At 35.2% G+C, this 22,325-nt stretch carries 20 protein-coding genes; 7 read left to right on the top strand and 13 right to left on the bottom strand.

What is annotated here, in order from left to right; translation table 11 throughout:
* Positions 1-13: 13 nt before the first annotated feature.
* Positions 14-745: a biotin--[acetyl-CoA-carboxylase] ligase gene (locus NCE97_RS13530; protein WP_353779813.1), complete on the top strand. Its 732-nt coding sequence runs from the start codon at positions 14-16 to the stop codon at positions 743-745.
* Here NCE97_RS13530 and NCE97_RS13525 read toward each other — a convergent pair.
* Both NCE97_RS13525 and pyrE read right to left on the bottom strand, forming a co-directional pair.
* Positions 742-1,137 (bottom strand): SRPBCC family protein, encoded by a 396-nt coding sequence (locus NCE97_RS13525; RefSeq protein ID WP_353779812.1) that lies wholly within the window; start codon positions 1,135-1,137, stop codon positions 742-744. The two genes, NCE97_RS13530 and NCE97_RS13525, sit on opposite strands and share 4 nt — an antisense overlap.
* Before the next feature lie 27 nt (positions 1,138-1,164).
* Positions 1,165-1,809, bottom strand: coding sequence for an orotate phosphoribosyltransferase (gene pyrE / locus NCE97_RS13520; protein ID WP_353779904.1), 645 nt, complete (start codon positions 1,807-1,809; stop codon positions 1,165-1,167).
* A 109-nt stretch (positions 1,810-1,918) separates the two neighbouring features.
* On the opposite strand from pyrE, the gene NCE97_RS13515 reads away from it, so the two are divergent.
* The gene (locus NCE97_RS13515) at positions 1,919-2,500 is read left to right on the top strand and encodes an NUDIX hydrolase (RefSeq protein ID WP_353779811.1); all 582 of its coding nucleotides are present in this window, start codon (positions 1,919-1,921) and stop codon (positions 2,498-2,500) included.
* 3 nt (positions 2,501-2,503) lie between these two features.
* Here the strand turns inward: NCE97_RS13515 and NCE97_RS13510 are convergent, their stop codons facing one another.
* Positions 2,504-2,980, bottom strand: a complete 477-nt coding sequence (locus NCE97_RS13510) for a hypothetical protein (protein ID WP_353779810.1) — start codon at positions 2,978-2,980, stop codon at positions 2,504-2,506.
* Positions 2,937-4,670, bottom strand: a complete 1,734-nt coding sequence (locus tag NCE97_RS13505) for a M14 family metallopeptidase (RefSeq protein WP_353779809.1) — start codon at positions 4,668-4,670, stop codon at positions 2,937-2,939. The genes NCE97_RS13510 and NCE97_RS13505 overlap by 44 nt, the downstream gene beginning before the upstream one ends.
* 112 nt (positions 4,671-4,782) lie before the next feature.
* On the opposite strand from NCE97_RS13505, the gene ctlX reads away from it, so the two are divergent.
* Positions 4,783-5,718 (top strand): citrulline utilization hydrolase CtlX, encoded by a 936-nt coding sequence (gene ctlX, locus NCE97_RS13500; protein ID WP_353779808.1) that lies wholly within the window; start codon positions 4,783-4,785, stop codon positions 5,716-5,718.
* Here ctlX and NCE97_RS13495 read toward each other — a convergent pair.
* Entirely contained in the window at positions 5,715-6,359 is a 645-nt protein-coding gene (locus NCE97_RS13495; protein WP_353779807.1) for a chromophore lyase CpcT/CpeT, read from the bottom strand. The two genes, ctlX and NCE97_RS13495, sit on opposite strands and share 4 nt — an antisense overlap.
* Before the next feature lie 38 nt (positions 6,360-6,397).
* The gene (locus NCE97_RS13490; RefSeq protein ID WP_353779806.1) at positions 6,398-8,446 is read right to left on the bottom strand and encodes an ATP-binding protein; all 2,049 of its coding nucleotides are present in this window, start codon (positions 8,444-8,446) and stop codon (positions 6,398-6,400) included.
* A gap of 475 nt (positions 8,447-8,921) precedes the next feature.
* Here NCE97_RS13490 and argS point away from each other — a divergent pair, with 475 nt between their 5' ends.
* Positions 8,922-10,694 carry an arginine--tRNA ligase gene (argS, locus tag NCE97_RS13485; protein ID WP_353779805.1) on the top strand — a complete coding sequence of 591 codons (1,773 nt, stop codon included), beginning with the start codon at positions 8,922-8,924 and terminating at the stop codon, positions 10,692-10,694.
* 4 nt (positions 10,695-10,698) lie between these two features.
* On the opposite strand, the gene NCE97_RS13480 is transcribed toward argS, so the two are convergent.
* From NCE97_RS13480 to NCE97_RS13450, 7 genes are all read right to left on the bottom strand, one after another.
* Positions 10,699-10,875 carry a hypothetical protein gene (locus NCE97_RS13480; protein ID WP_353779804.1) on the bottom strand — a complete coding sequence of 59 codons (177 nt, stop codon included), beginning with the start codon at positions 10,873-10,875 and terminating at the stop codon, positions 10,699-10,701.
* Positions 10,876-11,362: 487 nt separating this feature from the next.
* Positions 11,363-11,719 carry an RDD family protein gene (locus NCE97_RS13475; protein ID WP_353779803.1) on the bottom strand — a complete coding sequence of 119 codons (357 nt, stop codon included), beginning with the start codon at positions 11,717-11,719 and terminating at the stop codon, positions 11,363-11,365.
* Positions 11,719-12,267, bottom strand: a complete 549-nt coding sequence (locus tag NCE97_RS13470) for a YfiT family bacillithiol transferase (protein WP_353779802.1) — start codon at positions 12,265-12,267, stop codon at positions 11,719-11,721. The genes NCE97_RS13475 and NCE97_RS13470 overlap by 1 nt, the downstream gene beginning before the upstream one ends.
* Position 12,268: 1 nt before the next feature.
* The gene (locus NCE97_RS13465; RefSeq protein ID WP_353779801.1) at positions 12,269-13,534 is read right to left on the bottom strand and encodes an acyloxyacyl hydrolase; all 1,266 of its coding nucleotides are present in this window, start codon (positions 13,532-13,534) and stop codon (positions 12,269-12,271) included.
* Positions 13,535-13,564: 30 nt separating this feature from the next.
* Positions 13,565-15,868, bottom strand: a complete 2,304-nt coding sequence (locus tag NCE97_RS13460) for a TonB-dependent receptor plug domain-containing protein (protein WP_353779800.1) — start codon at positions 15,866-15,868, stop codon at positions 13,565-13,567.
* Positions 15,861-16,766, bottom strand: coding sequence for a FecR family protein (locus tag NCE97_RS13455; protein WP_353779799.1), 906 nt, complete (start codon positions 16,764-16,766; stop codon positions 15,861-15,863). Before NCE97_RS13455 ends, NCE97_RS13460 begins: the two co-directional genes overlap by 8 nt.
* Before the next feature lie 72 nt (positions 16,767-16,838).
* Positions 16,839-17,354, bottom strand: coding sequence for an RNA polymerase sigma factor (locus NCE97_RS13450; protein ID WP_353779798.1), 516 nt, complete (start codon positions 17,352-17,354; stop codon positions 16,839-16,841).
* A gap of 37 nt (positions 17,355-17,391) precedes the next feature.
* Here NCE97_RS13450 and NCE97_RS13445 point away from each other — a divergent pair, with 37 nt between their 5' ends.
* The 3 genes from NCE97_RS13445 to NCE97_RS13435 all read left to right on the top strand — a co-directional run bounded on the left by NCE97_RS13445 (position 17,392) and on the right by NCE97_RS13435 (position 22,187).
* The gene (locus NCE97_RS13445) at positions 17,392-19,761 is read left to right on the top strand and encodes an FIDD domain-containing protein (protein WP_353779797.1); all 2,370 of its coding nucleotides are present in this window, start codon (positions 17,392-17,394) and stop codon (positions 19,759-19,761) included.
* A gap of 150 nt (positions 19,762-19,911) precedes the next feature.
* A complete protein-coding gene (gene ffh / locus NCE97_RS13440; RefSeq protein WP_353779796.1) occupies positions 19,912-21,240 on the top strand; it encodes a signal recognition particle protein in 1,329 nt (442 codons plus the stop codon).
* A 59-nt stretch (positions 21,241-21,299) separates the two neighbouring features.
* A complete protein-coding gene (locus NCE97_RS13435; RefSeq protein WP_353779795.1) occupies positions 21,300-22,187 on the top strand; it encodes a bifunctional 5,10-methylenetetrahydrofolate dehydrogenase/5,10-methenyltetrahydrofolate cyclohydrolase in 888 nt (295 codons plus the stop codon).
* Positions 22,188-22,325: the final 138 nt, after the last annotated feature.

Genomic DNA, 22,325 nt, shown 5'->3' with positions numbered 1-22,325 from the left:
CTTTTGTTGTTATATGCAAATAATCAAACTTGATGCCATTGACTCTACGAATACCTACCTAAGGCAGTTAAGTGTTGCAAAAGCATTGAAAGATTTCACTGTTGTTAGTGCTCAATATCAGAAAGAAGGTCGTGGACAAATGGGTACTACCTGGCAGTCTCAACCTTCCAAAAACCTTATGTTTAGTGTGTTTAAGGATGTTTCGTTCCTGAAAGTAAATCAGAACTATGCGATAAGTATGGTCGTGGCATTGGCACTGATGAAGACATTGAAATTATTTTCGATAAAAAAAGTACAGATAAAATGGCCTAACGACATTTTGTCAGAACAAAAGAAAGTGGGCGGCATACTCATTGAAAATATTTTGAAGCAAAACACTTTGAAAGCTTCGATTATAGGTGTCGGACTGAATGTGAACCAAACGGAATTCACAGATTTGCCTCAAGCGTCATCTTTGCGCTTAATTTCTGGTAAGAATCATGATTTAGATGAAATACTTTTTGCGTTTATACAACAACTCAAGGAAGGCTTTCAAAATATGAAAGCGCAATCATTTCTTGATTTGAAGCGAGATTATGAAACCAATTTATTTAGAAAAAATAAACCTTCAACATTCAAAGACGCTGAAGGCAATACGTTCACTGGTATTATTAAGGGTGTAACCGATTCTGGAAGACTTAGAGTATTAGTTGAAGATGATATCATCAAAGAATACGAGCACAAAACCATTACGCTCCTATACTAGACCGCAGTTTTCATACTTGTAACTAAAGTTTCAATAAACTTACCAATAGGTCCTTTGATCATCATAGCCATCATAGGATTAAAGTCTCCCGAAAAAACCAACTGTACATCACTACCATTGTCACCAGAGGCTTGGATGTTTGCTGTTAGAGAAAAGTCTAGTTTGCCTCCAGCTGCACCAAGTACAATCTTGTTTGGTGCTTCTGCTTCTTTCTTTTTTAGTACTATTTCTGGCATACCCTTTAATGCAAATAAGAAGGTGTCTTCTTCAAGGACTTCGAACTTACTAATGTTTTCTGGCATTAAGGATTCAAAATTCTTAACATCAGATAAAAAATCAAATACCTCTTGAGGTGATTTATTGAGTGTTACTTTAGGAGATTCTAAATTCATGTAATAATATTTTATGTAAGCACTATATCAATTAGCGTTCCATTCGCTAGGATTGGCATTCCAAAGTGCTAAAATGTCTTGTTCTTTCTCAGTAATATAGTTGGTGTCTAAAGCTTGTTCTAGTAAATTTTCATAATTGCTAAGAGTATGTAATGTTACTTCTTCTGTATCAAAATTATTTGAAGCGACTGCAAACCCATAAGAAAAGATAGCAACCATACCTTTAACATTCACTTCAGTTTCACGGAGTGCTTTTACAGCATTGAGACTACTTTTTCCTGTGCTGATTAGATCCTCTACTACGACTACATTTTGTCCTTTTTGTATGAAGCCTTCAATTTGGTTTTGACGGCCATGTTTCTTTGGCTCTGGTCTTACATACACAAAAGGTAATCCCATATATTCTGCAACTAGCATACCTATCCCTATTGCTCCAGTGGCAACACCAGCAATAACATCTGGTTTTCCATACTGGTTTTCAATATGTTTTGCCATTTGCTCACGGATATAATTTCTAATAACAGGAAATGATAATACTATTCTGTTATCACAATAGATTGGCGATTGCCAACCAGATGCCCAAGTAAAAGGTTCGTTTGGCTGTAATTTTATAGCATTGATTTGTAATAAAAGTTCAGCCGTTTTTTTTGCAGTGTCTTTGTCGAAAATCATGCCGCAAAAATAAAGCATTTTTAAGGATTGGAGAATTAGAATAAAATTAATTTTCGACATGAAGCACTCCAATAAAAAATGATATTTTTACAATGTCATTGAAACCATTATGTACAAAGTTTTTGTTGGCGACAAGCCCATCATTCTTACTACCAAGGTAGAGAAGGAAACCTATTTTAAGAATTACTTACTGGAGACAGTAACTCTGGGTAAACTAATTAAGTTACTTAATAATACTGGCTTACAAGAAATAAGACTTATACATGAAGATAAGGATAAGCTTCTTAAGCTTTTTCTGAAGAAGTTGCCAAATGTTATTGCAGGTGGAGGTAAGGTGAGAAACAAGAAAGGTGAGATTTTGTTTATCTACCGTAATAACAAGTGGGATTTACCAAAAGGTAAGGCAGAGCGTAGAGAGACCATTGATAAAACTGCTATAAGAGAAGTGGAAGAGGAGACAGGTGTCACTGGGCTCAGCATTGTAAAACCGCTAGAACGAACATACCATATCTTCAAAAGGAATGGCAGGCATAAAATAAAAGTTACTTACTGGTTCGAAATGAAAACAGATTTTGAAGGAGAATTATTTCCTCAAGAAGCTGAAGGTATTACCAAAGTAAAATGGCTTAATGATGACCAAAGCCAAAAGGCATTAGAGAATAGTTACGCAAATATTAAACTATTGGTTTAATAATTACTCTTTGGCTTTTTCAACTTTTTCCCATGTACCCCAAATCTCATCTAATCGCTGTTTGAATTCCTCAGCATTTTTTGACTTTTTTATTTTATCAAAAAGTGTGTGCATTTCACCACGAAGATTGGGATAATTGTTGGTAACTAATGTCATTTTATCCCATGCAGTAATATGATCTTCGAAAGCAACTCTAAAGTCATCAGGACAAGTAGAGAAATCCATTAGCTTCATTGCTTTAACGTACGCATTTATAGTTTCAGAAAGCGATATTTTTTCACTTTGATGGTTGCGGATAGTGCCTAGAGAATCATCTTTTTTCAAGATTAATGATATACAGTCTTCTTCGGGAAGTTCTACGGTTTCGCTTTTCTTTTTGCATTGTAAGAACATAAAAGCGATAATGATTAATGCTAATGTTTTAGTCTTCATAATTCTAAGGTATTCTATAAACAGGATATTGTAAATGGGCTTTCTCATAGTTGTCACTTTTTTTATGTAACCAATCTAATTGCGCAAACCAATTCTTTGCAAATTCGGGATCTAGTGACTTTTTCAAATTAAAATCTATTTGCAATTTAGGATTTCTTCTCAGAAGTTCGGCAGCTTTGTCCTCCCAAACATAAGGTGAGAATCCTTCTTTTTGTTGAAGAATGGTATCAAAGAAATTCCAGTTAAAGAAAGAATCTGGTGCTTGAGGCTCTAGAGTTTCAAGCAAATACCTAACTGCTTTTTGGTCAGTATCAATGATGTAATCTCCTTTTCTGAATATCAGGGTTTGGCTTTCTGTTGTCACATTAGTATTATAATGTGGATAATGACCTTCATAAGCACTTTGCCTGGTTTTATAGTCGGAAATCTTATAGGATTGTATAGTGAATGACGAGTCTTTTTCAAGCATAGTCATTTCAACATTATTGAGCTTTAAAAGATCAATAACATTATGCCATCCTTGTGGAATTATATAACCATTTGGGATTGTAACTTGTGTTTTTGGTACAAAGTAATTTTGATAGTTTACGTCTTTAGTAAATGGTTTGCTTCTATCAAACTTAAGTCGATCCGCTCCTGTGAGTGCACTAGGAATCATTTCACCTTCATAGCCCTTAAATTGTAGTTTGGAGACTTGCGTGGTATCTATTGTCCAGTCTAAGGTGTAACTTGCGCCTTGTTTTAAATTATTAAAAGCGCTATTTCTAAGCTCCTTAATAATAGCATTGTCTTCCTCTACAATTTCTATCATACTTTTCATGAGTTCATAAGTCCCTTCAACACGATCTTTATATGGTTTTAGCATATGTGTTTCGACCATCATGCCCAAAGTATTAAACAGTGTGGTATATCCTGTTGAGTAGCGTGGATAATCCATAAACTGTGTAAATCCTTGCTCTGGAGTGCGATTGAAAACATTGACATAAGGTGTAATGTCCCAATTCTTTGATTCCAGCTTTTGTTCTAGTTTAGGCATCATTTCGGTATGTAAATAATTCCCTAATTCACCTCCAAGTTTATTATGCTGAGTAAAAAGGTGTGTCAATACATATTGATAGTCCGCGCCATTACTTACATGATTATCTATAAACACATCTGGCTGAACCTTATGAAAAATTTGAGCAAACGTTTTTGCGTTTTCAGTATCTGATTTTACAAAATCTCTATTGAGGTCATAGTTTCTCGCATTACCTCTAAAACCATAAGACACTGGACCATTTTGATTGGTTCTTGTTGTGGAGTTTCTATTCAAGCTTCCGCCAATATTATAAATAGGAATAGTAGTGAGAACAGTGCTTTTTGACATCTCAATCTTACCTTCTGCTATATCTCTAAATAGCATCATAGTTGCATCAATACCATCTGATTCACCAGGATGAATCCCGTTATTGATAAGCAGGACTCTTTTATTACTTCTAATGTTTTCAAAATCGAAGTTTCCATCAGGGTTTAATGTAACAAGATGTAATGGATTTCCAGAATCGGTTGTGCCGATAGCTTTAATGTCTATTTCTGAATAGGCTTCTGCTAATTTGTTATAATAGGCGATGGTCTGTTCGTATGTAGCCGTTTCTGTACCATTACTTTTTTCAAAAACAGTTGTGAAATCAAAGTCTGTACTCTTAGTATCGGTATTGCAAGAAAGAAGTAGTAATGATAAGGCTAATAGTTTTTTCATATTGGTTAGTTATATGCTTTTCAAACTTAATTAAAAACCAATTAAAAGTGATTAGATTTAACTTTAGATTAAATACTAAAAACCCTAATTTTGTGTTCCACAAACTTCAGATATGCAACAAACAACCAACACAATACTCATGGTACGTCCTGTAAACTTTAGGATGAACGAACAAACTGCTGTAAATAATTATTACCAGAAGGTATTAGATGGGCTTTTGCCTGAAACCGTTAATACTAAAGCACAACAAGAGTTTGATGCTTATGTAGACAAACTGAGAGGTATTGGTGTTAATGTCGTTGTGGTAAACGATACTGAAGAGTTTGATACACCAGATTCTGTTTTTCCTAATAACTGGATTTCATTTCATGAAAATGGTACTGTAGGCTTATATCCTATGTATGCTGAAAATCGTAGATTAGAAAGACGTGAAGATGTATTGGAGCAATTGGAAGCTGATGGTTATATCATAAATCATGTACTCGATTATACCAGTGCTGAGGAGGAAGATGTATTCTTGGAAGGTACTGGAAGCTTACTTCTAGATCGTGTAAACCGTAAAGCTTATTGTGCTTTATCGCCTAGAGCTGATGAGAGTCTGTTCATTGAGTTTTGTGAAGATTTCGATTATTTTCCTGTGATCTTTACTGCCAACCAAACTGTAGGTGATGAGCGAAAGGCCATATATCATACTAATGTAATGATGTGCCTCGCTGAAAATTTTGCAGTGATATGTTTAGATTCTATAGATGATAAAAAAGAACGTAAGAACGTTATTAAACATCTAAAAGAAGATGGAAAAGAAATCGTTGACATTACCGAAGCTCAAGTGAATAACTTCGCCGGAAATATGCTTCAGGTCAAAGGGACTAACGATAAGCGTTACTTAATTATGAGTCAGGCAGCATATGATAGTTTAACAGCAAAGCAGATTTCTCAGATTGAAAAACACTGTGATATTCTATCGAGTTCTCTAGATACTATTGAAGCTTGCGGAGGCGGAAGCGCTCGTTGTATGATGGCAGAAGTATTTCTGCCTAAAGCTTAATCGAGTTTATTAAAAATATAGCCACCTTTTTCGGCACCCCAAACATGGTTGCCCTCGGCATCAAAACCTCTATCCCAAGAGATAATTTTGTCACCCATAACTTCTACCTCACTTCTTGCATAAGAAGCTCCTCTTAGTGTGCTCTCGCAAGTATTGTCTCCTGTTTTTCCTGCAAAGTAATCTTTGTCCATACGTTTTAAGACAACTTCACAGCCTTTTCTTATCGCTAAATCAGATTTGGAAATAGAATCAAAAGCGCCTGGAGTTTTCCATTTGCCAATCCAGAGTGAATCAGTTGGTAGACTATATACAGCAGAGCTAAACATACTGTCATTTAGTCTGGTAACTTCATAAACACGTTGTCTGTAAGGACGGTCTTGCATACTGTTTAGAGCTTGTTCAACATAAAGAAAGTTTCCTTTACCCTCCCAAATTGGGTACATGTGAAGCGAAATATTGTAGTAAGAAGAATCTACTTTTGCTTGCACCTCAGAATTGAAAGATCCTTGCATAAGTGCAAAAAGTTCTTTGAGTTCTGTGTCAACTTTTGGTTCTTCGGTTGTAGTTTCTGCTTGCTTAGTGTCTTTTTTACAGCTTACAATGGCAAATGCCATACATAGAATAATGAAGTAACGTGTCATATTTAGTCAGGTTGTTGTTTGGCTAAATATACAAAAGTTTATGAAGCAGGAGGAGCTTTTGGAAGCTCTACGAAGAATTTACTGCCAACACCTATCTGGCTCTCTACCCAGATACGACCTTTATTGAGTTCTACAAGCTCTTTACAAATCGTTAATCCTAGTCCTGTGCCTTTTTCATTTTTTGTCCCAATTGTAGTAAAGGCTTCATTACCGAAGAGCTTATCAATGTTTTCTTTTGAAATACCAACGCCAGTATCTTCAACACAGAATATTATATTTCCGTTTACTTCCTGGCTAGATACAGTGATGACGTCACCAACTCTACTAAACTTCACAGCATTAGTAATAAGGTTTTGTATGACGATTTCAATCATACTTCTATCAGCATAAACAAAATCACTTTGAGATTCGTCGATAAGTACAATACGTTTTTGCTCAACTTTCTGTTCAACTAAAGCAATTTTAGTCTCAAAAACATCTTTAATATTGAAGAGTTCTGGTTTAGATTCCAGATTTTGCATTTGTGACTTGGACCAATTCAATAAGTTGAATAGAAGTAATGATGCATTATCTGCATTTTCACTAAGCTCAGGAATAAGCTTATAGAACTCTTTTTTGGTAATACTATCTTCTTTCAAGAGATCTATAAATGCCTTTATAGATGAAATAGAATCTTTAAGGTCATGAGATACAATAGAAAAAAGTCTGTCTTTAACTTTATTGATTTCTTCAAGATTGGTAACCTGTTCTAGATATGTATCATTTTCCTTTTGAAGAATTCGTCTTTCAGATTCAAGATTCTTAGTATGCTCTTTCTCTCTCTGACGCCTAGCGTTATTGACTAAGAACACTACAATAGTCAAAGCTAGTAAACCGACAAGAGCATAGGCCAACCACTTTAGCTTATCAATCCTTTCAGAAATATTTTTGTCTGTGTTTTTGTTTTCGACAGCAGTCTCTTCTTCGATAGGTTCTTCTAAGTCATTTGGATCAACATCTAAAGCAAGTTTTGGTTGTTTAGCTTTATCGAGTTCAGTTTTGAGATCATAATATTTGTTTTGCCAGAAGAATGCATTTTGGAAGAATCCTTTGGTTGAATCTAACTTTACGTGAAGTTTATAATTCTTCAATAACTCATCCTTATTATCGATTTGCAAAGCAATATTATAAGCTTCATTCAGTTGCCCTTCTGCAGTACGGTAGTTTCGACGTTGCAAGTTGAGGTTACCAATAGAGTTTAGCGATCTAAGGATTCCGTCTTTGTTATCTACTCTTCGATTGTATCTCAAACCTTGAATGAGATATTCTGCGGCCTTATCAAATTCTCTAAATTGAAGATATTCATCTCCAATTCGTGGTAGTACTTCACCTCGAAGTGTCTGATCCGTATCAGGATCGAGCAATGCCAGAACTTTTTCGTAGTATTCAATGGCTTTACGATGCTCTTTTCGCATGGAATACAACTGCGCAATATTCTTGATTGAAATTTTTATACCTGTACTATCTTCAAGTTGTTCTCTAACCTCAAGTGCTTTGATGTTGAATTCAAGTGCTTTGTCAATCTGGTCGGTATTGTAGTAGGCCTCAGCAAGATTGTTGTAGGCTTTGCTTAATTCACCTTTCAGATCCCGATCTTCAAAAATTTCAATGGCAGATAATGAACTTCTGAGTCCCACCAAATAGTTGCCGCGCTTTATTTCTATAAGTCCAATGCTATTATTCACTTTGGCTATGCCAAGTGTGTCACTCAATTGTTGAAAGAATTTTTTAGACTTGGTGTAATTATCTATGGCATTGTAATAATCGTCCCTAGCTGTATAAATCAATGCTTTGTAGTAGTTTGCCTCGGCATTCCCTTTGGTGTAGTTAAGGGTTTTAGATAATCTTTGTGTTTGGTCTATATGTTTTAAAGCACGCTTGTAATCTTCAATGTTGTAAAGCGCTTCTATAAGTTTTATGGAGGTGTCTACCTTGGCAGAATCTGTGTTTTGGTAGGCCAATTCGATCATAAGATCGTCTATCTCTTCACTTTGTGAGTAAGTGAACAGGGAAAAGAAGATGACAGTTATGATTAATAACTGCTTCATCTTTTTGGTTTGGTCGATTCAATTGCAATGTAGTTGTGTTTAAATTTAGCCTTGAGGGAGAGGTATAGTCCTAACACAAAAAACAATAACAATAGTGTTAATGTGATTTCAGTGAGTTTCATCAACATTTGGGACATTGATTAATAGCCTACCAAAATTGACGAAAAGGTCAGTAAAACCCTAATTTATAGGTTTTATTGCCAAAAAAATAGACGAAATGGTTGCTGTGTTCGATTAAAAAAAAAGTATTTCGACAAACGGTATAAAATCATGGAAAAACTACACTTTTATCGATGAAATGCATAATATTTATAACTAATTAATAATCAATAATTTAAATATTTTAAAAATACAATTTAAAGAAGATTTAATAAGTTAAGACTGAACCAGAAATAGAGGTGTATTATCCATATATACGCATCAAAAGTTACAGTAAAAGTTGCTATCTTTGGCGTTTCAAAAAAACCATAGATTTATGAGTCTTCAAGACCTTTTGTCTCAACATGTAAAAGCTGCTGTAGCCAATAGTTTTAGTGCAGAATTAGATACTGTAGAATTTCAAGCCACGCGCAAGGAATTTGCAGGAGATATTACTGTCGTAGTGTTCCCAATGTTACGCGTTGTAAAAGGCAACCCTGTGGTTATTGGTGAGACCATAGGACAATACCTTCTGGATAATGTTGAAGACGTCAAAGCATTTAATGTTGTAAAGGGATTCTTGAATATTGAAATCTCTGATGTTTACTATCTGAAGTTTTTCAATACCATAAAGGATGATGTAGCTTATGGCTATGATCTCGGAGGCAAGGATGAAGCTACAATGGTGGAGTATTCATCACCAAATACAAACAAGCCTCTACATTTAGGACATATTAGGAATGTATTGTTGGGCTATAGTGTTGCTGAAATCTTAAAAGCTTCTGGTAGAAAAGTATACAAGACACAAATCATTAACGATAGAGGAATTCATATATGCAAAAGTATGTTAGCTTGGAAGCGTTATGGAAATGGCGAAACTCCTGAAAGCACTGGGTTAAAAGGCGATAAACTTGTTGGAAATTATTATGTGAAGTTTGACAAGGAGTACAAAGCAGAAATAGAAACATTAATTGCTGAAGGTCAAACAGAGGAAGATGCAAAAAAGAATGCGCCAATACTCTTAGAGGCTCAAGAAATGCTTAGAAAATGGGAATCTGGTGATGAACAAATCGTAGCATTGTGGAAGAAGATGAACCAATGGGTTTATGACGGTTTTGAAGTAACTTATAAGGCTATAGGAGTTGATTTTGATTCTTACTATTACGAAAGCAATACTTACTTATTAGGAAAAGAATTTATTGCTGAAGGGCTTAAATCTGGAGTGTTCTATAAAAAGGAAGATGGCTCGGTTTGGTGTGATCTTACTGATGAAGGTCTGGATGAAAAGATTGTACTTAGAGCAGACGGAACAGCCGTATATATGACCCAAGACATTGGAACTGCAATACAGCGTGTAAAAGACCATCCAGATATTAATGGTATGGTTTATACAGTTGGTAATGAACAGGATTATCACTTTAAAGTATTGTTCTTAATTCTGAAAAAACTTGGTTTCGATTGGGCTAAGAATCTACATCATTTGAGCTACGGCATGGTAGATTTGCCAAGCGGAAAAATGAAGAGTAGAGAAGGTACTGTTGTCGATGCCGATGATTTAGTTGATGAAATGGCAAAAACAGCCGAAGAGATTTCAAAAGAGTTAGGTAAACTTGATGGTTATTCTGAGGAAGAAAAGAAGGAGTTGTATAGGACTATTGGTTTAGGGGCTTTAAAGTATTATATTCTTAAAGTGGATCCAAAAAAACGAATTCTTTTCGATCCTAAGGAATCTATAGATTTTCAAGGGAATACAGGCCCTTTTATTCAGTATACTTATGCAAGAATTCAATCCATTTTAAGAAAAGCTGATTTCGATTATACTAAAGGTGTTGAAGTTTCTATGCATGAAAAAGAAAAGGAATTGCTTAAGCAAATTAAGCTATTCCCAGAAGTACTTCAGCAGTCTGCAAAAGAGTATAGCCCAGCATTAGTTGCCAATTATACCTATGATTTGGTGAAGTTGTATAATTCATTTTTTCAGAATGTATCTATTCTTGGGGCAGAAACTCAAGATGAAAAAATCTTTAGAGTACAGCTTTCACAAACCGTTGGAAATACAATCAAAAATGCTTTTGCAGTTTTAGGTATTGGTGTGCCAGAAAGAATGTAGTGTTTTAAAACAATTCCTTAATATCATCTTCCTCTTCATCCTCTTTTTTTTGCTCTACTTGCTCAATGAGGTGTTTAGGTAAATTATCTTTTCTGTATGTGGTTATGGGAAATGGCATTACACAAGCCAAGGCAATTAATAGCACTAATGCGAGTAATCGCAGTCCTTTTTTTATAGTCATAATAAATGCATTGCAACACTCTGAAATAGAATGTCTGATTAATACTTAGGTGAAAAAGTCAATGCGAATTATGACGCAGTTTCAGAAGGGTATAGGAGTGAATATTCTGAGTGAAGTTTTATGGAGTGTTGCTTTACGAAATTGTAACTGTCTTGATAGTGATTGAAAGTAATAGCTTGCCTTTCATTATGAAGATTTATAACACTATTAAAGCAAAATGCATAGTGATTAAGAAGACTTGTGGAGCGTTCAACCTTAAGATTTGAAATGTTATAAGCCCTTGAATCTTTTTTAGAGGGTTGAATCCACTCCGATTGATTTGGAACTCTAAGCTGATGCGTGTGAGGAACAGAATAAGACGCTAGGCTAAATGTAAGTAAGATGCCTAGAATGAAAAAATACCTTATGTTGTTGATTCTCATATCAAAATGAAAGTCAAGAATCTTGCCAAGACACAAGTAATGTCATAACGACATATTGATATTGACTATTCTAATTTCAGTTTGGTGGAAGACATAAGGTCGTGAAGCCCAAGTTCGTAACCCATAAGGTAGGATATGGTATCAAATGGCATAATTCTCCAAAACGATCTTAAGAATATTCTAAAAGTACCAGCTTTAGAACCGTTCAAATGCACAACTTTAGTATTAGTAAATAGTTTGCCAATAGTTTTTCCGGTAGTAGCTTCAAAAGCAAAATAATAAACAAATACAAAGAGATAGAATAAGCTTATTCCTATGTCGAAAGCTTGAAGAGCGAAAACAACAACAAACCAGCAAAAGAATATTATTAAATAATCAATCAAATAATTGGCAACTCTTATGGACTTATCAATAGAATTCATCAATTAAAAGCACCTTTATGATCCAAGGCTTGTTTAACATGAGCTAGGTGATGATTACTGTGCCATGCATAAACGCCTATGGTTTCCTCCAGACTATATCGCTTACCATATTCTGGATGAATAAATTCTCGTTTTAAGTCAGTATCGGATAGATTTCGAAGTAGCTTGCTCAATTTTGCATGCAATCCAGTAAGCAAACTCAAGGTGTCTGAAAGATCATCATCATTACAATCAATTAAGGTTGCCCAACGATCTTCAAAATAAGGTCTTATTGTAGGCGAGTCTTCAGTTAAAGCAAGCTTAAATCGTATAATACTATTTATATGGCTGTCTGCACAGTGATGAACAACCTGCTTTATAGTCCAACCGTCGGGTCTGTACTTCCAGTTGAGTTGTTCTGTAGTTAAACCTGCGGTAGTATCTTTTATGCGTTGCGGGAATTGTTCTATGTCAGAAATCCATTTTTCAATGTTTGTAGTAGAAATAACTTCTGGTTTTTCAAATTCACCAATAGGGTATTTTAATTGCTGTAGTTCTGAAGCTGTCATTCTATTTGGTTTTTTCTTTTAGTGGTAAACGATAGACGTAACCAAGGCTCAACTCGGTAAAGTCTGCCTGCCCTAAGTTGGCATTGATGTGGGCACCAATAAAAATATTATGTTTTGGAGACTTATCATTTGTAATGAAATAATATTTTAATCCTAAGCGGCTAGAGATAGTCCGTTTGATTTCATAATACCAGTCGAGTTCACCTAAAACAACAATAGTTTCACCCTGAGGATTTACAAAGTCATAACCTTGATTAAGTATCCAATCAATCTTATAGAAAGGTTTAGAAATGTTGATGCCTATATCGAATTCTACTCCAAAATGACTGAGTAATAACTCTGCTGTTCCGAACAATCCATAGGCTGAGGCATAGCCAAAAGGATTTTCTTTGAAAATTGGATAATCAGATACTACCAATTCGCCATCAGATTTTATGTAATCATAATAGTGTTCATAAAATCTATAGTACAATCCTCCTCCAAATTTGAAGGTTTTGTTATGAATTCTACCTACAGACACTGCTACGGAATACACCTCTTTTTTATTATTGAATATTTCGGAAAGTACGTTTTGTCCCAACCCAGCTTTGAACGAGAAATAGGTTTGACGAGTCGAAGTCTTCTCTATTTCCGGTTTTGGTTGATGGATTTCAGGTGAAGTTTTAATAAATGCAGAAACGCTAGCCAAAAACGAATTCAACCCCTGATTTGGTAATCTTGTATGTCCATTAGAATGGTGTACATAGCCCAACCCAAAACGCCAATCTATAGATTCTTTTTTAAAAACATCATAATAGAAAAAAGATCGAAACGACCAGTTGAGATCTGTTGTAATGGCTTCATTAAATGGATTGGTAACAGGATCAAATTTTGTGTCTGTATAGGATAATCCAATTCCAGCATTAATATGAAGTCTATTCGATAAATCATATTCCATAAATGGCATAATCGTGTAAGCTCTACCGACTTTTTCTGTATTACCAAAATCGTACACACTAGCAGATATACCAGTTTTTGGAAAATTGAGCCATTTTGCCCAAACCCTTTCTTGGGTTAGATTATACCTCCCAAGTCCAAATGTAAACCCAGTTTGTAAGTTGGTTTTTGGAAATCCCTCATTGGGCTCAGTAGCTTTACCTACTAATATTTCTGGATGAAAATAATGAGACGTGTTTTCCTGAAACTGCTGATTTTGTGCAGGAAGATAACTAAAGCCTATAAAACATAGGAATAGAATTAATAGCTTAGATGGTCGGTTTGGTTGCAAATCTGTAAAATGCGTTTCCCAAATATAAGATTAAAATCTTACTCTAAAATTGATGTTGGGTGTAAATCCTAAAGATTGGTTTTCGATAGGAATAACCTCATCATCACTGTTTACAGTATAATACCTATTGATGATATTCTCTCTGTCAAAAAGATTCAAAATAGAAACACCAGCTAGAGCATCTATATTCTTGTTCATTTTGAAACTATAAGTTGCAGATAAATCAGTTCTTAGATAATCTGAAAGACTTTCACTATTAGGTTCATCATAATTAATCAAAGTGCCAATATTTGGATTTGAAGCTAAGGGAGGCGTTACTGGTTTTCCGGAATGCCAATTAACACCAAGCGCTATCTTTAAGTTGTCATAATTATAAGTGCCAGCAAATGTAGCAGAATGTCTTATGTCATTATTGTTAGGGAAGGGAATGGCATCGTTTAAATCTTCAAACTCGTATTCATTTTTACTGTAAGAATAGCTCAACCATGTACTAAAGTTCTGAAATTGCTTATTAACTAAAACATCGATACCGGCAACTTGATACTTTCCTGATGCTGTAACAAACTGAAATTGGTTCTGAAATCCTTGACTTCTGGTACTAATACCATCGACGTTTTTTATAAAAGGCTCTACACTTATCAATAGCTTCTTTTTATTGTAATGCAATCCAACAGAAAATTGTTGACTTTCTATTAGAGGAATTTCTTCACCATTAGATTGTAACCATCGACGCTTCTCTATACCTAAGAAATCTTGTTGTAGATCAATAACCTGACTAATGGATTGACTTTTGAATTCTCCCAAAATTTCCATTCGCCAGGAGTCATTTAATTTCTGACTAAAAGCCAAACGAGGTTCCGTATAGAATAGTGAGAACTGTTCAATAAAGTTGGTTCTCAAACCAATTCGGGCATAAGTTGTTTTATTTTTTGAAGTAAATTCTGCTTCACCATAAATAGCGTGAGTCCTGGTAAAATCTTTCGATAGACTCCTAAAGTTTGGTAAGTTGACGACTTCCAGATTGCTAACACCAACTTCATTAAATTGATATCCAGCGGAGATATTGAGGCGCTCATCAAGAGCTCTAGTCATATTAAAACGAACACCCAAATCTTCAACTTCATTTTCTTGTAAAAGACGTTGACTATTACTGAGATCGAGATTAATACCTTTCAAATCATATGTGGAATAATAAACCTGTAATGAAGTTCTGAAGGATTTATTCCAATATTTAGAGTACTTGGCACCAAAGGCCAAACTAGATTGAGTCAAATCACTATCCGACTCTTGAGATACGGAATTGGCTAGTGAGGTTTCACTATAATTCAAATCGTTAAAGATGGAAATGAAATTCACACGAAGCTGATCAGTTTTGGAGATATCATAAAGCAATTTTGCACTAGTATCATAGAAGTTAAAGCGTTCAGAATTCGATAAGACTGATCCACTATTGTTGTTAAAGTTTGAATCCTCAAAAATGCGCTCAAAATATTGATCATAGGTTGGAGAGTTGACAATGTCTGTTATCGATTTGCGTGCCGAGAGCTGCATTTCTATTTTTTTTGAAAGCGGTATTTTGATGTAACCATCAGCATTAATCAGATTAATGCCAAGTCCGGCTCCAAAAGTTTGATCCAACTCGTTACTGTTCTGCATGTCTATGACTCCAGAAACGCCATCACCATAGTAGACACTAGTTCCATTTTTTGCAACATCTATTTTCTTAGTAAGATATGGGTTGAATGCAGAGATCATTCCGAAGAAGTGACCAGATTGGTACATCTTAATGCCATCCCAAAGAATTAAGTTCTCATCATGTGTGCCACCTCGTATGTTGATGTTTGAAGTAAGTTCATCTACACTCAGAACACCAGGTAAAGCCTGTATGGTCTGTAGTACATCTGGTTCTAGAAGTCCTGGTAAGATCCCAAATTTTTGAGGTTCTATCGTAATTGTATTAGTGAGCTTCTTTGATATTCCAGTGGTTAAATAGTTAGTGATTACAACTTCCTCCAGACTTTGTATTTTAAATGAACCATCATCAGATCTACCTCTAATAGCAATAAAACGATCATTTAGTATTGTAAACTGAAGGTCGGTTTTATCCCTAAGAAATCTTATAGCTTCTTCTAGAGAAAAGTTGCTGTCTGGTGCTTCAATAGTAATATTATCTATCTGATCATCTGCATAAGAAAAGCTTACGTTGTAACGAATCTCTATGAGTTCTAGCACTTTAGATAATGGGAATACTGTCTTAGTAGTATCTTGGGCAACACTATTGCCAAGACCTAAATAAAAAAGAATGAGTAGAAAAAGACATAATCTCTTAACCACGTGTTAGGATAATGCTGTTATCTGTTTTTTGATAACCCAAATTTAGTGGTAATGTGATAGATTTTAAGGCAATATCAAGATTATTATGCGTAAAACGTCCAGTAAATAATAATTCTGCGTCTATAAGACTTTGGTCAAAGGCCACAGAAACATCATATTGTCGTTCTAATTCCGCAATAACTTCACTAAAAGGAATACTTCTAAAGGAGCTTTCGTTTGTTATCCAGGTAGGTTGCTGATTGTTTTCTTTTTCATTAACAATTCGTTTCCCATTTACTATTAGAAATGTATCTCCAGGATATAATTTGGTTTTCTCGTTGTCGTATGTAACAGCAACCAACCCTTCATAACAGATAACTTCAAAAATATTATTACGTTGTCTTACATTAAATTCTGTACCAAGAACACTTACAATACCAGCACTCGTGTTAACACTAAATGTCTCACCTTTGGCAACTTTAAAAAATGCTTCACCTTCTAGAAGTAATGATCGTTCTTCATCCCAATCATTCTCATTATAAGTCATACTAGACTCAGCATTTAGTTGTACCTCGGATTGATCTGGTAAAAAGACAGAAGTCTTTTGAGCAATGTCAGTGTTGATTTTAGTGTCTAAAGTTGTCGTGTAATAGTAAGCACTAAAACAGATTACTAAAACTGCTGCAATCCTCATAAGAGGCTTAAAGAAGTTTATTGATTTAGTCGAATTTTCTGTATCGAGTTTAGATAATACAATATCCAACTCTTCAGAAGTGTTATACTCTGGAGCCTTGAACTCTGCCAATCCGTTAGATAATTTCATCAATGCATCATAATCTTCAAGCTGCTTGAAAGCTTCAAGTTCATTGGCATTGAGGTTATTATCTAACCATTTTTGTATGAGGTCTTCTCTGTTCATGATTGTATTATCACCTATATAACAGTTAAGTTGCTTATTTTCCTACCCCTTTCGAGATTATTTTTTTTCATATTATAAACCTTCAATGTCTTCACGCAATTTTTTTAATGCACCATAGATGCGTTTTTCAACCGCTTTTGTAGAAATATTAAGGATTTCAGCTATCTCTTTAAAGCGTTTTCCTTCAACCCTATTCAAAAGAAAAGCAACGCGTTGTGCTTCGGTTAAATTGGCAATTGCCGTGTCTAATTTTTGTTTGAATTCCTTTTCTCGCAATGCATACTCAGGAGACTCATGCGTTATAGATTTGGGCTGACTTTTTTGATGTCTCAGTACCACTTTTTGATGAGCAACCTCATTTAGCATTAAATTATTAGCAGTGGTGAACAAAAAACTTTTAGCCTTATTTGGTGGTACTTTTCCGCAGTTTTGCCACAACTTTATAAAGGCATCTTGCACTTTATCCTTTGGGTTGAGATCAGCGCCAAACTTATAATACAAGAAATCATGAAGATCCTTTGCATGCTTTTTAAAAAAGGCTTCAAAAAGGCTTTTATCACAAATATTATTATGAAGATCTTTTGGCATTGAGAGGTTGTTGTCGGCTAAATTAAAAATAAAATTGATGGTAGGAAAAACAAAGAATGAGATGTTTTATGATAAAAACAACTTTAAAATTGAAGCTATGAAACCTACCCCAAAGCTTTTATCACTAATTGCCTTTTTTGCCCTATTAGTGTTTACATCTTGTCAAGATGAAGCTACAGAAACTACTGAGACCCAAACTCAGGAAACAATTGCCCCAGATTCTCAAATTGCAACAGTTATGGCGTATGCCTCTGCCAATTATGGAGGCGCAGATAATATACTAGATAATTCTAGCTGTATCTCTGTAAACTTACCAGTTACCATTATTGCAAACGGAATTACAATTACTATTGAAACTTTAGAAGATCTTGCACTTATTGAAGAGATTTTTGAGGAATTTGATAACGATGAAGATATCCTAGAATTTTTATTTCCAATCACAGTTATCTTAAACGATTATACCCAAGTAACGATTGAAAATTTGGATGATCTTGAAGCATTTATAGATGAATGTACTGATGAACCAGATGTTATTGAATGTATAGATTTTCAATATCCTATATCATTTTCAATATTCAATACAGAGTTCGATATTGTAGATACAGTAGTCATAGAAGATGACGAAGCATTGTATGAATTCTTGGAAAGTTTAGATGATGAAGACAATGGCGTAGTATTAGCCAGTCTCAATTATCCTGTAACTCTTGTCTATGCAAATGGTGAAACTATTGAAGTAAGTAATAATACCGAATTAGTTGAAGCTATTGAAGCAGCAGAAGAAGATTGTGAAGATATTAATGAATGTGACATAACACCTGAAGGATTAGAAGAAATACTGCTGTCATGCTATTTTGAAGCAGATATTTATAATGCAAACAACGAAATTGAAGATGTTAACCATGTTAATTTCACTCAAAGTGGAGAGGTGATCGTAAATGGTGATCCAGCTGTAACGGATGTTGGAGAATGGGATATCATTGAGTCTGATGAAGGTCCTGTACTCGTAATTGCTGGACTACAAACCTTTACATTATTAAACGCTACATGGCAGTTGCTAGACTGTGATGATGAAGAGCTGAAATTTACTAACGGCGAAAATACTTTAGAATTAGAATGCGATGACGATAATGAAGTAGATTGTTCTGCTCAAGAAGTAGCAATGTACTTGCAAGAGTGTCATTGGTATGCAGGTACAAATCTATTTGATAATGTTATTGGAGATCAATTCTATTTCTATCCAAATGGAGAAGTCATAGTTAGCAATCCTGAAACCGATTATGAAATAGTTGGCTATTGGGAAGTATCACTAACTGACGAAGGTGTATTTGTAACCTTAGAAATCCAAGATCCTTATGATGTCATTTCTTTGACATGGGAAGTGTATGAATGTGATGAAGATCGAATCAAATTAATTGATGATGATAATTACTTGGTTTTTGAACGCGATTGTGAAGAAACTTCAGATTGTGAACAAGGCGAAGTCAGGGAGCAACTGGTGAGTTGCGCTCAAGTGCCGACATTAAACGAATGGACGCCATCCTTTACAACATTCATGTTCAATGATGATAATACATTCTTTACATTATACGAAGGAGATCTGCCGTACAATGGAGTTTGGGATATCTTCTCAGACGGCGGTAATGTTTATATACTAATTACAGTAGAAGGATTGGGAGATTTTAATGGAACATGGTTAGTTATTGATTGTGGAGAAGAAGGTATTGTTTTAAAACAAGGTCAGGATATATTAGTGCTAGAATGTGCTGAAGATAATGGCAATCCTTTAGAATGTTTCGGTAACTATGGGCTTTCAGTATGTGATGAAGATGATGGTACTACTGATGGTTTTGGTGTTTTTGACCTAGAATTAATATTCTCTAACTGTCCGTTCGACAATGTAGAATACAATTTCTACTTAACAATAGATGATGCGGAGAATGAGATGAACCCGCTTACTAACCCATTTGTAAATACAGTTAATCCTCAAACTATTTACTCAAGAGTATCATTAGCTGGCAACCCATCAGTGTTTGAAATATTTTCGCACGATTTAGTTGTTGAAAGTTGTTACGAAGGCTGTACAGAACAACAAGTAGACGAATACTTGTTAGAATGTTGGTGGCAAGTTGCTAATTACAATGGTAGCAATAACTTATTGAGTTTTTACCTAGTTTTCGAACCAGATCAAGCCTTGCTTATAGAGGGCGAAGGAATGAATATAGATGCCAGCTGGTCTACATCTCAAATCAGCGATGGTGTTGTTTTAATACTATATAATATAGCTGGTCCAAACATTCAAGCCATTACAGGAGAATGGTTGGTTGTAGAATGCCAGGAGGATAGATTAGAGCTTGTGTCTTTGGCAAATAATGAAGATTTCATTGTGCTAGAACGTACATGCGATTAATCCATTGAACGATAACCGCTAAACTTAAGTTTTAAGTTAATAATTAAGGGTTGCATGCCATAGCAACCCTTTTTTATTTTATAGGCCTTCAAGCTTTATAAATACGTATCAAATCCTTAAATTTGCGTCTTTTAAAATAGACAGAGAACTATGTTCAATAATTTAAGTGAAAAGTTAGATAAAGCCCTACACGTCCTCAAAGGCCACGGCAGTATTACAGAAGTTAATGTTGCAGAGACTTTGAAAGAAGTACGTAGAGCGCTTTTAGATGCCGATGTCAATTTCAAGATAGCAAAAGAATTTACCAATAAAGTAAAAGAAAAAGCACTTGGACAAGATGTGTTAACAACCTTACAGCCAGGTCAATTAATGGTTAAGATTGTTAAGGATGAATTGACCGAACTTATGGGAGGTGATGCTGAAGGGATTAATCTATCAGCCACTCCAAGTGTAATTTTAATGTCTGGTTTACAAGGTTCTGGTAAAACAACATTTTCTGGGAAATTAGCCAATTACTTAAAAAACAAGAAAACCAAAAAACCATTACTTGTAGCCTGTGATGTTTATCGCCCTGCTGCAATTGATCAATTGCATGTTGTAGGAGATCAAATCGGTGTAGAGGTGTTTAGCGACAGAGGCAATAACGACCCAGTAGCAATTTCTCAAGCTGGTATTGCTCATGCAAAAGCAAATGGTCATAATGTTGTTATCATAGATACCGCTGGTCGTTTGGCTGTAGATGAGGCAATGATGAATGAAATTTCTAACATTCATAAAGCTATAAATCCTCAGGAGACCTTATTTGTTGTAGACTCTATGACAGGTCAGGATGCTGTAAATACAGCTAAAGCCTTTAACGATGTACTTAATTTTGATGGTGTTATCCTTACCAAATTAGATGGTGATACCAGAGGTGGTGCCGCAATATCGATTAAATCGGTTGTAAACAAGCCTATTAAGTTTATTGGTACAGGTGAAAAGATGGAAGCTATTGATGTGTTCTATCCTTCACGTATGGCAGATCGTATCCTTGGTATGGGAGACGTTGTTTCTCTTGTAGAACGTGCTCAAGAGCAGTTCGATGAAGCCGAGGCTAGAAAACTTCAGAAGAAAATTGCAAAGAATCAGTTTGGATTTGATGATTTCTTGAAGCAGATTCAGCAGATCAAGAAAATGGGTAACATGAAAGACCTTATCGGTATGATCCCTGGAGCCGGAAAGATGATGAAGGATATCGATATTGACGATGATGCATTCAAAGGTATAGAGGCGATCATCCATTCTATGACACCAAAAGAAAGAGCAAACCCGTCCATAATAAACGCAAGCAGAAAGAAACGCATTGGTAAAGGATCTGGAACTTCGGTGCAAGAAGTGAATCAATTACTGAAGCAATTCAACCAAATGAGCAAGATGATGAAGATGATGCAAGGCGGAGGCGGAAAACGTATGATGCAAATGATGAAAAACATGAGGTAACAACTCATGTTTTTTTGTTTAAAAACGAAACTATTAACAACTCATAATATACAACTACAATGACAATTCTAGACGGAAAGAAAATAAGCAACGATATTAAAAATGAAATTGCTGAACACGTAAAAGAAATGAAAGCTAATGGCGAAAAAGTGCCACACCTAGCTGCCGTTATTGTAGGAAACGATGGAGCAAGTTTAACCTATGTTGGAAGTAAGGTTAGAGCCTGTGAACGCGTGGGCTTTGAATCTACCTTAATACAATTGTCCAATACGACCAGCGAAGTTGAGTTATTAGATAAAATCCATGAGTTAAATGACGACCCAGAGATTGATGGTTTCATAGTACAATTACCGTTGCCAAAACAAATCAATACCCAAAAAGTATTGATGGCGGTACACCCAGATAAAGATGTCGACGGATTCCATCCCACCAACTTTGGGAAAATGGCATTAGACATGTCAACATTTATTCCGGCAACACCTTTTGGTATTTTAGAATTACTAGACCGTTATGGTGTGGAGACCAAAGGAAAGCACACTGTGGTTATTGGTCGTTCACATATCGTTGGTAGACCAATGAGTATATTAATGGGACGTAAAGGGTTTCCAGGGAATTCAACAGTGACATTGACACATAGCCATACTAAAAATATTACTCAAATTACATCACAAGCAGACATCATAATTACTGCACTTGGAGTGCCTGGATTCCTCAAAGCAGAAATGGTTAAAGATGATGTTGTTATCATCGATGTAGGGATTACCAGAGTGCCTAACGAAGATTCTCCGAAGGGCTATATAATTACTGGGGATGTTGATTTTGAGAATGTAAGTAAGAAAGCTAGTTTCATCACACCAGTACCAGGTGGAGTGGGACCTATGACTATAGCAATGTTACTTAAAAACACACTTTTAGCGAGAGAGTATCACAACCTTAATAAGAATTAACTTACACTAAGCGTCTATTTATCAAATATTTAAGTTTTATAGCATGACTTATGTGCTTCAAACTATTTTTTTGTAAATTAGTAAGACGATTTTCCCTACACTCATTATTTAATAGCAACATATATATATATCAGGTTG

Origin of the sequence: Winogradskyella sp. 3972H.M.0a.05, assembly GCF_040493455.1 — a bacterium.
GTDB lineage: Bacteria > Bacteroidota > Bacteroidia > Flavobacteriales > Flavobacteriaceae > Microcosmobacter.
Note: the sequence above shows the minus strand (reverse complement) of the source record. Positions and strands in the feature narration are given on the sequence as shown.

Coding starts and splice junctions, on each gene's coding strand:
- NCE97_RS13530 (WP_353779813.1), top strand. CDS start 14: ATGCAAATAATCAAACTTGATGCCATTGACTCTACGAATACCTACCTA.
- NCE97_RS13525 (WP_353779812.1), bottom strand. CDS start 1,137: ATGAATTTAGAATCTCCTAAAGTAACACTCAATAAATCACCTCAAGAG.
- pyrE (WP_353779904.1), bottom strand. CDS start 1,809: ATGATTTTCGACAAAGACACTGCAAAAAAAACGGCTGAACTTTTATTA.
- NCE97_RS13515 (WP_353779811.1), top strand. CDS start 1,919: ATGTACAAAGTTTTTGTTGGCGACAAGCCCATCATTCTTACTACCAAG.
- NCE97_RS13510 (WP_353779810.1), bottom strand. CDS start 2,980: ATGAGAAAGCCCATTTACAATATCCTGTTTATAGAATACCTTAGAATT.
- NCE97_RS13505 (WP_353779809.1), bottom strand. CDS start 4,670: ATGAAAAAACTATTAGCCTTATCATTACTACTTCTTTCTTGCAATACC.
- ctlX (WP_353779808.1), top strand. CDS start 4,783: ATGCAACAAACAACCAACACAATACTCATGGTACGTCCTGTAAACTTT.
- NCE97_RS13495 (WP_353779807.1), bottom strand. CDS start 6,359: ATGACACGTTACTTCATTATTCTATGTATGGCATTTGCCATTGTAAGC.
- NCE97_RS13490 (WP_353779806.1), bottom strand. CDS start 8,446: ATGAAGCAGTTATTAATCATAACTGTCATCTTCTTTTCCCTGTTCACT.
- argS (WP_353779805.1), top strand. CDS start 8,922: ATGAGTCTTCAAGACCTTTTGTCTCAACATGTAAAAGCTGCTGTAGCC.
- NCE97_RS13480 (WP_353779804.1), bottom strand. CDS start 10,875: ATGACTATAAAAAAAGGACTGCGATTACTCGCATTAGTGCTATTAATT.
- NCE97_RS13475 (WP_353779803.1), bottom strand. CDS start 11,719: ATGAATTCTATTGATAAGTCCATAAGAGTTGCCAATTATTTGATTGAT.
- NCE97_RS13470 (WP_353779802.1), bottom strand. CDS start 12,267: ATGACAGCTTCAGAACTACAGCAATTAAAATACCCTATTGGTGAATTT.
- NCE97_RS13455 (WP_353779799.1), bottom strand. CDS start 16,766: ATGAACAGAGAAGACCTCATACAAAAATGGTTAGATAATAACCTCAAT.
- NCE97_RS13450 (WP_353779798.1), bottom strand. CDS start 17,354: ATGCCAAAAGATCTTCATAATAATATTTGTGATAAAAGCCTTTTTGAA.
- NCE97_RS13445 (WP_353779797.1), top strand. CDS start 17,392: ATGGTAGGAAAAACAAAGAATGAGATGTTTTATGATAAAAACAACTTT.
- ffh (WP_353779796.1), top strand. CDS start 19,912: ATGTTCAATAATTTAAGTGAAAAGTTAGATAAAGCCCTACACGTCCTC.
- NCE97_RS13435 (WP_353779795.1), top strand. CDS start 21,300: ATGACAATTCTAGACGGAAAGAAAATAAGCAACGATATTAAAAATGAA.